Origin of the sequence: Streptomyces mayonensis (assembly GCF_018982965.1) — a bacterium.
Taxonomy (GTDB): Bacteria; Actinomycetota; Actinomycetes; order Streptomycetales; family Streptomycetaceae; genus Streptomyces; species Streptomyces mayonensis.
Window position 1 is genome coordinate 1 of sequence record NZ_JACBYP010000179.1, and the last position, 10,547, is coordinate 10,547.

General features: G+C 69.8%; 13 protein-coding genes. 6 read left to right on the plus strand and 7 right to left on the minus strand.

The features are described 5' to 3' along the window. Positions 1-6 precede the first annotated feature (6 nt). Positions 7-1,026: a glycoside hydrolase family 113 protein gene (locus HZS56_RS35785; protein WP_253915450.1), complete on the plus strand. Its 1,020-nt coding sequence runs from the start codon at positions 7-9 to the stop codon at positions 1,024-1,026. Between the two features lie 335 nt (positions 1,027-1,361). On the opposite strand, the gene HZS56_RS35790 is transcribed toward HZS56_RS35785, so the two are convergent. Continuing rightward, complete coding sequence (locus tag HZS56_RS35790; protein ID WP_216724982.1) at positions 1,362-1,661, minus strand: DUF397 domain-containing protein; 300 nt, start codon at positions 1,659-1,661, stop codon at positions 1,362-1,364. Beyond that, positions 1,643-2,476 (minus strand): helix-turn-helix domain-containing protein, encoded by an 834-nt coding sequence (locus tag HZS56_RS35795; protein ID WP_216724983.1) that lies wholly within the window; start codon positions 2,474-2,476, stop codon positions 1,643-1,645. The genes HZS56_RS35790 and HZS56_RS35795 overlap by 19 nt, the downstream gene beginning before the upstream one ends. Before the next feature lie 114 nt (positions 2,477-2,590). Here HZS56_RS35795 and HZS56_RS38985 point away from each other — a divergent pair, with 114 nt between their 5' ends. Genes HZS56_RS38985 through HZS56_RS35810 form a run of 4 tightly spaced genes read left to right on the plus strand, consistent with a single transcriptional unit; the run spans position 2,591 to position 4,674 of the window. Then, on the plus strand, positions 2,591-2,797 hold the full coding sequence (locus tag HZS56_RS38985) for a hypothetical protein (protein ID WP_078535860.1): 207 nt from the start codon (positions 2,591-2,593) through the stop codon (positions 2,795-2,797). Next, positions 2,794-3,015 carry a hypothetical protein gene (locus HZS56_RS35800; protein WP_253915449.1) on the plus strand — a complete coding sequence of 74 codons (222 nt, stop codon included), beginning with the start codon at positions 2,794-2,796 and terminating at the stop codon, positions 3,013-3,015. The genes HZS56_RS38985 and HZS56_RS35800 overlap by 4 nt, the downstream gene beginning before the upstream one ends. 22 nt (positions 3,016-3,037) lie before the next feature. Then, the gene (gene recO, locus HZS56_RS35805) at positions 3,038-3,787 is read left to right on the plus strand and encodes a DNA repair protein RecO (RefSeq protein WP_216724985.1); all 750 of its coding nucleotides are present in this window, start codon (positions 3,038-3,040) and stop codon (positions 3,785-3,787) included. 56 nt (positions 3,788-3,843) lie between these two features. Further along, entirely contained in the window at positions 3,844-4,674 is an 831-nt protein-coding gene (locus tag HZS56_RS35810; protein ID WP_216724986.1) for an isoprenyl transferase, read from the plus strand. Between the two features lie 34 nt (positions 4,675-4,708). On the opposite strand, the gene HZS56_RS35815 is transcribed toward HZS56_RS35810, so the two are convergent. From HZS56_RS35815 to HZS56_RS35830, 4 genes are all read right to left on the minus strand, one after another. After that, on the minus strand, positions 4,709-5,125 hold the full coding sequence (locus HZS56_RS35815; RefSeq protein ID WP_216724987.1) for a Fur family transcriptional regulator: 417 nt from the start codon (positions 5,123-5,125) through the stop codon (positions 4,709-4,711). A gap of 62 nt (positions 5,126-5,187) precedes the next feature. Next, positions 5,188-6,090, minus strand: a complete 903-nt coding sequence (locus tag HZS56_RS35820) for a metal ABC transporter permease (RefSeq protein ID WP_216724988.1) — start codon at positions 6,088-6,090, stop codon at positions 5,188-5,190. A gap of 13 nt (positions 6,091-6,103) precedes the next feature. Continuing rightward, positions 6,104-6,874 carry a metal ABC transporter ATP-binding protein gene (locus HZS56_RS35825; protein WP_216724989.1) on the minus strand — a complete coding sequence of 257 codons (771 nt, stop codon included), beginning with the start codon at positions 6,872-6,874 and terminating at the stop codon, positions 6,104-6,106. Positions 6,875-6,901: 27 nt separating this feature from the next. Continuing rightward, complete coding sequence (locus tag HZS56_RS35830) at positions 6,902-7,915, minus strand: zinc ABC transporter substrate-binding protein (protein WP_216724990.1); 1,014 nt, start codon at positions 7,913-7,915, stop codon at positions 6,902-6,904. 169 nt (positions 7,916-8,084) lie between these two features. On the opposite strand from HZS56_RS35830, the gene HZS56_RS35835 reads away from it, so the two are divergent. Then, a complete protein-coding gene (locus HZS56_RS35835) occupies positions 8,085-9,467 on the plus strand; it encodes a glycine--tRNA ligase (RefSeq protein ID WP_216724991.1) in 1,383 nt (460 codons plus the stop codon). Positions 9,468-9,571: 104 nt separating this feature from the next. On the opposite strand, the gene HZS56_RS35840 is transcribed toward HZS56_RS35835, so the two are convergent. Beyond that, positions 9,572-10,547, minus strand: a 976-nt coding sequence (locus HZS56_RS35840) for a chitinase (protein ID WP_216724992.1), incomplete at its 5' end; no start/stop codon positions are given.

Here is a 10,547-nt window from a genome sequence, read left to right on the forward strand (position 1 = left end):
GGTCCCATGCGGTGGCCGGGGCGGGGCCTGACCCGCCGGGGCGTCGTCTACACGGTCGGAGCGGGAGAGACCCCGGCCACCGCATGGGACCCGGCCCGCATGCGCACCGACGTCCGCGCCGTCCGCCACGACCTGCACGCCAACACGCTGGACGTCACCGGAGACGGCGTCGAACGCCTCACCGCCACCGCCGCCGAGGCCGCCGAACAGGGCCTGCACGTCTGGCTCCAGCCGACCCTCGGCGACGCCCCGCAGCGCGACATCCTGGAACACCTCGCCGAGTGCGGCCGGTTCGCGCAGCGGCTGCGCCGGCACGGGGCGAGCGTGGAGCTCAGCGTCGGCTGCGAGTTCTGGCTCTTCGTCCCCGGCATCGTCCCCGGGGAGACGGTCCTGGAACGCGTCGAGAACCTCGAGAACGGCACCGTGGACTTCGAACGGATGCAGCGCCGCCTGAACGCCTTCACCGCGAGGGCCGCGGCGGTCGGGCGCTCCGTCTTCGACGGCCGGCTGAGCTACGCCGCAGCCCAGGACGACGACGTCGACTGGGCCCTCTTCGACGTGGTCGGCATCGACTACTACTCCTACCACCGCGATCCCGCCGCCTACGTCCGCGAGCTGCGCCGCCACCTGCGCTGGGGCAAGCCCCTGGCGATCACCGAGTTCGGCACGTGCACGTACGCGGGGGCGCCGCAGGCGGGCGGCATGGGCTGGTCCGTCGTCGACTACGACAAGGACCCGCCCGAGATCAAGGGCGGCCTGGTCCGCAGCGAGCGCACCCAGGCCGCCTACCTGACGGACCTGCTGGCGGTTTTCACGTCGATGGGCCTGTATGCGGCGATGGCCTTCGAGTTCCTCACCCCGGACGCGCCCCACCGCCCCGGCGACCCGCTCCACGACCTGGACATGGCGAGCTACGCCCTCACCAAACCGCTCAGCGACCACCCCGACGACCCCGCCTCCCCCTGGCACTGGGAACCCAAGGAAGCCTTCCACGCCCTCGCACGCGCCTACGCCCGTAACCGCTGACGGCAGTACGGGCGTAACCGCTAACGGCAGTACAGGTCCGCGCCCGGCCGCTGCCCCGTCGCCAGGAACCGGGAGACCGTGACGACCGGGCGTCACGGGTGAGAAGCGAGCGGGCGGCCCGAGGAAAGCGGTGGCCCAGCCGCCTGCGACCCGAGAGCCCTTACGTCCCAAGGGTCCCCCTTGGGCGGAGGCGGGACAATGGTGTCCCATCGGCAGCCATGGACTACCGGTCCCGCCGCCACCGAGGCTGATGCGCGTCCCGCGCCGACAACCGACCCCCGGCCGGAAGCCGCTGAGCCCGTGGCGGCGTGCATGCGAGGCGCGAGTGCGTGCCGTCAGCGCCGGGGGGCGGGGAAGCGGGCGGCCCCAACGGTGCGTACGAACTCCGTCCAGGCCAACGCCCCGACGACGACCACCGGGCCGCCGGTCACCTTGCTGTCCCGGACGGGTACGACGCCGGGGACTCCGTCGGTGACTTCGAGGCAGTCCTCGCCGCCGCTCCCGCCGCTGTAGGTGCTCTTGCGCCAGCGGGCGGCGCCTGGGAAGTCGTAGGCGGTCTCGACGCAGTCGCCGCCATTGCCGTCGCTGTAGCTGCTTTTGCGCCAGCGCGCCTCGCTCAGCTCGTACTCGCGCATCGTCTGTGGTCCTCCACCGCCGACGTGATCCGGGCCAGAGACGCCTCAGGTGACAGTGAGGCGGCCCTGATCAGATCGTATGCCGAGCGGATCCGATGCACCACGGGCGGATCGTCCAGCAGAGTCCCCGAATACACGGCTTCTGTATAGGCGGTTGGGGGAGCGTCCTCGAACTCCATGAGCTTCAGAGACCCCGTCATGGCCGGGTGTGCCCCGGCGGCGAGTGGCAGCACCTGCACCAGCACCGTCCGTGCCCGCGCCAGCGCGATGACGTGCTCCAGTTGCTCGGCCATGGCCGATGGGCCGCCGACCGGGATGCACAGCACGTTCTCGTGCAGGACCACCCAATACACGGGCCGTGTAGTGTCTGCCAGAACCCTCGCCCGGTCCATGCGGCCGGACACCTTCTCCTCGATGTGTTCGTCCGATGCGAAGGGGTTCATGGCGAGTGTGACTGCCCGCGCGTAGTCCGCAGTCTGGAGCAACCCCGGTACCAGCGCCGGAGCGAACTCACAGATCGATGTCGCCAGGCCCTCCAGCTCCGCCACCTTCGCGAAGTAATCCGCATACCGAGGATCATCAATCAGCTTCCGGCACAGTCGCTCGAAAATACCGTCGGTTTGCAGGGCGTCGTCGATCCGTTGGGCCACGTCCAACTGCGGTTTCCGAATTGCCTGTTCGAACTGGCCGATGTAGCCCCCGGACACGAAAACCCGCGCCCCAAGCTCTACTTGGGTGATTCCGGCGTCCTCTCGTCGCCGTTTCAGTTCAGTTCCGAAGAACTCCCAAGCCGCCTGCCGTGAACCGTTGGCCATAACCAACCCCCATGCCCTGACCCGCCCTTGTAGTGCACGTACTCCTGTCGAGTGTAGACACGGAGCGGCATTCTGGGGACACGAAGAGTGAAACCGTAAAGGGAAGGGAACACGGTGGGAGCACGACACTCGGCGCTCTGCGTCGAAGGAGCGGAGGACACGGTGAAAGAATTGCGCGCGGCGCTCACGGAGGCCGGAATTACTCTGCCCTCACTCGGGCTCGACCCGGTGAGTCTTGCGCGGGAGGCCCCCTGTCCACTCGTCGAATTGGGGCGGTGTTCCGTGGAGACCGCACAGCGGCTCGCGGCGGCGCTGCGATGATGACGACGCCGCCCGTCGGGACGCACGCCGTGGACGTCCGCAGCGGACGTGTGGGCGTCGTCATAGGGCACGAGGGGCCGTACGTGCAGATGCGGCCGTACGGCGGTGGGCGGGAGTGGGACGCCGAGCCGGGTGACGTACGCCATGCCACCACGGCCGAGCGGCTCAGCGCGGCGACGGCGTACGAGAACGCACGGAGCCGGGGCGAGGTGCCCTGAGGGATGCGCGAGAATGGGCGGCATGAGTCTGTTCCGCGACGACGGCATCGTGCTGCGCACCCAGAAGCTGGGTGAGGCGGACCGGATCATCACGCTGCTCACGCGCGGTCACGGGCGGGTACGCGCCGTGGCGCGCGGGGTGCGGCGCACGAAGTCGAAGTTCGGGGCGCGGCTGGAGCCGTTCTCGCACGTTGACGTGCAGTTCTTCTCGAAGGGCAGCGAGCTGGTCGGGCGCGGTCTGCCGCTGTGCACACAGAGCGAGACGATCGCACCGTACGGCGGCGGGATCGTGGCGGACTACGCGCGGTACACCGCGGGGACCGCCATGCTGGAGACGGCCGAGCGGTTCACGGACCACGAGGGCGAGCCGGCGGTGCAGCAGTACCTGCTGCTCGTGGGGGGACTGCGCACCCTCGCCCGGGGCGAGCACGCGCCGAACCTGGTCCTGGACGCGTTCCTGCTGCGTTCCCTCGCCGTGAACGGCTACGCCCCGACGTTCGGGGACTGCGCGAAGTGCGGCATGCCCGGTCCGAACCGGTTCTTCTCGGTCGGGTCGGGCGGCTCCGTGTGCGGGGACTGCCGGGTGCCCGGCAGCGTCGTACCCTCGCCGCAGGCCCTGGAACTGCTCGGGGCGCTGCTCACGGGCGACTGGGGCACGGCGGACGCGTGCGAGCCGCGGTACGTGCGGGAGGGGAGCGGGCTGGTGTCCGCGTACCTGCACTGGCACCTGGAGCGCGGCCTGCGTTCCCTGCGGTACGTCGAGAAGTCCTAGGAACACCTGCAAGCACAGCAAGCACAGCAAGCACCGTACGAGGAGACGAGAGAGACATGGCCGTACGCGGGATTCTGGGGCGGCAGCGCCGGGAGTACAGGACGCCGGAGCCGCACCCGTCCGGCGCGCGGCCCCCCAGGCTCGGCGAGCTGGTGCCGGAGCACGTGGCGATCGTCATGGACGGCAACGGGCGCTGGGCCAAGGAACGCGGGCTGCCCCGCACCGAGGGGCACAAGGTCGGTGCCGAGCGGGTGCTCGACGTGCTCCAGGGCGGGGTCGAGATCGGCGTCCGGAACATCTCGCTCTACGCCTTCTCCACGGAGAACTGGAAGCGGTCGCCGGAGGAGGTGCGCTTCCTGATGAACTTCAACCGCGACTTCATCCGCAAGAGCCGCGACCAGCTCGACGAGCTGGGGGTGCGGGTGCGCTGGGTGGGCCGGATGCCCCGGCTGTGGAAGTCGGTGGCCAAGGAGCTGCAGGTCGCGCAGGAGCAGACTAAGGACAACGACCGGCTGACGCTGTACTTCTGCATGAACTACGGCGGGCGGGCCGAGATCGCCGACGCGGCGCAGGCCCTCGCCGAGGACGTGCGGGCCGGGAAGCTGGACCCGGCGAAGGTGAACGAGAAGACGCTCGCGAAGTACCTGTACTACCCGGACATGCCGGACGTGGACCTGTTCCTGCGGCCGAGCGGGGAACAGCGGACCTCCAACTACCTGCTCTGGCAGAGCGCGTACGCCGAGATGGTCTTCCAGGACGTGCTGTGGCCCGACTTCGACCGGCGGGACCTGTGGCGCGCGTGCCTGGAGTTCGCCTCCCGCGACCGGCGCTTCGGCGGCGCCATCCCCAACGAGGAGCTGCTCGCCATGGAGGGCCGCACCGAGTAGTCCGGCCGCTGAGGGGCGGGGCGGGCTCCGCCCCTCAGCCGTCGGCGCTCGCGCAGTCCGCGCAGGTGCCGAAGACCTCCACGGTGTGCGCCACGTTGACGTAGCCGTGCTCGGCGGCGATGGCCTCGGCCCACTTCTCCACCGCGGGGCCCTCGACCTCGACCGCCTTGCCGCAGGTGCGGCAGACCAGGTGGTGATGGTGGTCGCCGGTGGAGCAGCGGCGGTAGACGGACTCGCCGTCGGCGGTGCGCAGGACGTCGACCTCACCGGCGTCGGCGAGGGACTGCAGGGTGCGGTAGACGGTGGTGAGCCCGACCGAGTCGCCCTTGTGCTTGAGCATGTCGTGGAGCTCCTGGGCGCTGCGGAACTCCTCGACCTCCTGGAGCGCCGCCGACACGGCGGCCCGCTGCCGGGTGCTGCGGCCCTTCACGGGCGGTCCAGCGGTGGTCACTGGATTCCTCCTCACGTCTACGCGGCTTGCCGGGCCATTGTGCCAGCCCGGCAGGCCCGCGGTCAGACGCCGACCTCGTCCCGGGCCTCCCGGGTGGCCGGAATCTTGCACTCCGCCGGATCCGCGGCGTGCTCCGCCGCGGCGAGTGCCCGCGCGCGTCGGCGGGCCAGCGGTGTCGCCAGCAGCGACAGCACGACGAACGCGCCGATGGTGAGCAGCACGATCGTCGCGCCGGGCGGCACGTCCTGGTAGTACGACGTCACCGTGCCGCCGAGCGTCACACTCACGCCGATCGCGACGGAGATCGCGAAGGTGGCGGCGAAGCTGCGGCTGAGCTGCTGCGCGGCGGCCACCGGGACGACCATCAGCGCCGACACGAGGAGCAGTCCGACGACGCGCATCGCGACCGTCACCGTGACCGCCGCCGTGACGGCCGTCAGCAGGTTCAGCACGCGCACCGGCAGGCCGGTGACCCGGGCGAACTCCTCGTCCTGGCTGACGGCGAACAGCTGGCGGCGCAGCCCGAGGGTGACGAGGACCACGAAGGCGGCCAGCAGGCAGATCGCGGTGACGTCGGACTCGGAGACCGTCGACAGGGAGCCGAAGAGGTACGAGGTGAGGTTGGCGTTGGAACCGCCCGGCGCCAGGTTGATGAACATCACGCCGCCGGCCATGCCGCCGTAGAAGAGCATCGCCAGGGCGATGTCGCCGCGGGTCTTGCCGTACCAGCGGATCAGCTCCATGAGGACGGCGCCGAGCACGGAGACCAGGGTCGCCATCCACACCGGGGACCAGGAGAGCAGGAAGCCGAGGCCGACGCCGGTCATCGCCACGTGGCCGATGCCGTCGCCCATGAGGGCCTGGCGGCGCTGGACGAGGTAGATGCCGATGGCCGGCGCGGTGATGCCGACGAGGACGGCGGCGAGCAGGGCCCGCTGCATGAAGGCGTAGTTCAGGATTTCCATGGTCGTCGCCTTCTCAGCTCAGCAGTCCGGTGCGGACCGGTTCGGCGTCCGCGGGCGCGTGCGGGTGCACGTGGTCGTGGCCGGGCAGCGCGTGCTGGCCGACCGCCTTCGGCGGCGGACCGTCGTGCAGGACACAGCCGTCGCGGAGCACCACGGCCCGGTCGATCAGCGGTTCCAGCGGGCCCAGCTCGTGCAGGACGAGCAGGACGGTGGTGCCGGCCGCGACCTGCTCGCGCAGGGTGTCGGCCAGCACATCCTGGCTGGCCAGGTCGACGCCCGCCATCGGCTCGTCCATGATCAGCAGCTCGGGTACGGCGGCGAGCGCGCGGGCGATCAGCACCCGCTGGTGCTGGCCGCCGGAGAGGGCGTTGACGGAGTCCTTGGCCCGGTCCGCCATGCCGACCAGGTCGAGGGCGCGGCGCACGGCCTCGTGGTCGGCCTTGCGCAGCACGCCGAAGCGGGCCCGGGACAGGCGTCCGGAGGAGACGACCTCGTTCACCGTGGCGGGGACGCCGCCCGCGGCCGTGGTGCGCTGCGGGACGTAGCCGAGGCGCGCCCAGTCGCGGAAGCGGCGCCGCGGGGTGCCGAACAGCTCGATCTCGCCGTCCGTCACCGGCACCTGGCCGATGACGGTGCGCACGGCCGTGGACTTGCCGGAGCCGTTGGCGCCGAGCAGCGCGACGACCTCACCGCGGCGCACGGTGAGGTCGATGCCGCGCAGGACGGGGCGTGAGCCCAGCTCGGCACGGACGCCGCGCAGGGATATGACGGACTCGTCGCTCACGAGGTCCCTCCGTAACGGTCGTACTGCTTACTTGGCGCCGAGGGCGGTCTCCAGCGCCTTGAGGTTGGACTCCATGACCGCGAGGTAGTCGTCGCCCTTGGACTTGTCGGTGATGCCCTCCAGCGGGTCGAGGACATCCGTCTTCAGGCCCGCGTCCTTGGCGAGGGTCTTCGCGGTCTTGTCGGAGACCAGTGTCTCGTAGAAGACGGTGGTGACGCCGTCGGCCTTGGCCTCCGTCTGGAGTTCCTTGATGCGGGCGGGGCTGGGCTCGCTCTCCGGGTCGAGGCCGTTGATGGCCTCCTGGGTGAGCCCGTAGCGCTCGGCGAGGTAGCCGAAGGCGGCGTGGTTGGTGAAGAAGACCTTGGAGTCGGTGTTCTTCAGCCCGTCCTTGAACGCCGTGTCCAGGCCGGTCAGCTTCTCCGCCAGCGCGTCGGCGTTCTTGCGGTAGTCGTCCGCGTGGTCGGGGTCGGCCTTCTCGAAGGCCTTGGTGACGCCCTCGGCGATCTCGGCGTACTTCACCGGGTCCAGCCAGACGTGCGGGTCGAGGGCGTGCTCGCCCTCCTCGGCGTGCTCGTCCTCCGCGTGTTCGTCGGCGTGCGCGTCCTCTTCGGCGTGCTCCTCGCCGCCGTGGTCGTGGTCGTGCTCCACGTTGCCGTGGTCCTCGAGCTTCGTCAGCGTGGCCGCGTCGATCTTGGTCTTCACATCGGACTGGGCGATGGCCTCGTCCACGGCGGGCTGGAGGGACTTCAGGTAGAGCACCGCGTCCGCCTCGCCCATCTGGGCGGTCTGCTTGGCGCTCAGCTCCAGGTCGTGCGGCTCCTGGCCGGGCTCGGTGAGCGAGGTGACGTTCACGTGGTCCCCGCCGATCTGCTCGGCGAGGTACTGCATGGGGTAGAACGACGCGACGACGTCGAACTTGTCGGTGTTGCCCCCGGTGCCCGCCGCGGAGCTGTCGCTGGAGCAGGCGGAGAGGGTGCCGAGGCCGATCGCGGTGGCCGCGGTGACTGCTATGCCGGATATGCGGCGTCGTCGTGCGTTCATGACACCCATTTTCAACAAATATGGAAACCGTTGTCAACAATCGCCCCGGACCGAGGGGAGGCATGGGGCGGGCCCCGATTTGGCTGTGGGGTCACCCACGCCGGTAACCTGAAGCATTCTCTGTGAAGCACCTCGCTTCGTCGCCCGTCGTCGTAATGAAGAGAGCACCGTGGCCGCCGACAAGATCGACACCATCGTCAGCCTGAGCAAGCGCCGTGGCTTCGTATTCCCCTGCAGTGAGATCTACGGCGGTCAGCGTGCCGCCTGGGACTACGGGCCGCTGGGTGTCGAGCTCAAGGAGAACCTGAAGCGCCAGTGGTGGCGCTACATGGTCACCTCGCGCGAGGACGTCGTCGGTCTCGACTCCTCCGTGATCCTGGCCCCCGAGGTCTGGGTGGCCTCCGGTCACGTCGCCACCTTCACGGACCCGCTGACCGAGTGCACCTCCTGCCACAAGCGGTTCCGCGCGGACCACCTGGAGGAGGCCTACGAGGAGAAGAAGGGCCGCGCCCCCGAGAACGGCCTCGCCGACCTCAACTGCCCCAACTGCGGCAACAAGGGCACCTTCACCGAGCCCAAGTCCTTCTCCGGCCTGCTCTCCACCCACCTCGGCCCGACCCAGGACAGCGGCTCCGTCGCCTACCTGCGGCCCGAGACCGCGCAGGGCATCTTCACCAACTTCGCCCAGGTGCAGACCACTTCGCGCCGCAAGCCGCCGTTCGGCATCGCGCAGATGGGCAAGTCCTTCCGCAACGAGATCACGCCCGGCAACTTCATCTTCCGCACCCGCGAGTTCGAGCAGATGGAGATGGAGTTCTTCGTCAAGCCGGGCGAGGACGAGAAGTGGCAGGAGTACTGGATGGAGCAGCGCTGGAACTGGTACACCGGCCTGGGTCTCCGTGAGGAGAACATGCGCTGGTTCGAGCACCCGGCCGAGAAGCTCTCCCACTACTCCAAGCGCACCGCCGACATCGAGTACCGCTTCCAGTTCGGCGGCAGTGAGTGGGGCGAGCTGGAGGGTGTCGCCAACCGGACCGACTACGACCTCTCCTCGCACGCCAAGGCCTCCGGCCAGGACCTCTCCTACTTCGACCAGGAGGCCGGCGAGCGCTGGACGCCGTACGTCATCGAGCCGGCGGCCGGTGTCGGGCGCGCGATGCTCGCCTTCCTGCTCGACGCGTACATCGAGGACGAGGCGCCGAACGCCAAGGGCAAGCTGGAGAAGCGCACGGTGCTGCGGCTCGACCCGCGCCTGTCGCCGGTGAAGGTCGCGGTGCTGCCGCTGTCCCGCAACCCGGAGCTGTCGCCGAAGGCGAAGGGGCTCGCGCAGGCGCTGCGGCAGAACTGGAACATCGACTTCGACGACGCCGGTGCGATCGGGCGCCGCTACCGGCGCCAGGACGAGATCGGTACGCCGTTCTGCGTCACGGTCGACTTCGACACCCTTGAGGACAACGCGGTGACCGTGCGGGAGCGGGACACGATGAAGCAGGAGCGCGTGTCGCTGGACCAGATCGAGGGGTACCTCGCCTCCCGGCTGATCGGCTGCTGAACGTCCGTTTCCGTCGAGGTACCGGGGCTCTGCTCCCTGGTGCCTCCGGGACCTGCGCCCGCCCCTCGCCCGACTCGGTCGGGCGAGGGGCGGGCGTTTGCACGTCAGCGGCCCTGTAGTGCCTTCACGTTGTCGCCGAAGGTCCAGTTCTTCGAGCCGTCCCAGTTGAGGGACCAGGTCATCAGGCCCTTGAGGGAGCCGTCGTAGTGGTTCCAGGCCTGGGAGACCAGGGACGGTGCCATGTGACCGCCGCCCGCGCCGGGCTGGGCGGGCAGGCCCGGCACCTGCTTGTCGTGGGGGACGCGGATCGTGGTGCCCTGGATCACCAGGCCCTTGTCCAGGCAGTCGGTCTGGGCGGTGAAGCCCTCGACGGTGCCGGCCGAGTAGGAGTCGCCGGAGCAGCCGTACATGCTGCCGTTGTAGTACTGCATGTTCAGCCACCACAGGCGGCCGTTGTCCGCGTACTTCTTGATGACCGGCAGGTACGCGCCCCAGATCGAGCCGTAGGTGACGGTGCCGCCGGTGACGTACGCGGTCTCCGGGGCCATCGTGAGGCCGAAGCCGGCGGGCATGCGGTCGAGGACGCCGTCGATGATGCGGATCAGGTTGGACTGGGACGCGGAGAGCTGGTTGATGTCGCCGCTGCCGGTCAGGCCCGTCTCGATGTCGATGTCCAGGCCGTCGAAGTTGTACTCCTTCAGGATCGGCACGATCGTCTCGACGAAGCGGTCGGCGACGGCGGTCGAGTTCAGGTCGATGCCGGCCGTGGCGCCGCCGATGGAGAGCAGGATCGTCTGCCCGGACTCCTTGGCCGCGCACATCTCCGCCGGGGTCGCCACCTTCACGCCGGTGTCCATGCCGTCCTCCCACAGTGCCGTGCCGTCGGCGCGGATGACGGGGAAGGCGGCGTTGAGCACGTTGTAGCCGTGGGCGCGGATGTCGGGGTCGTCGATGGGGGTCCAGCCGTAGGGCGGGTGGACGCCGTTGGCGGCGCCGTCCCAGTTCTCCCAGTAGCCCTGGAGGACCTTGCCGTCGGGCTTTCCCTTCACGTCGCAGGTGTCGGCGGCGGGGGTGGGGGAG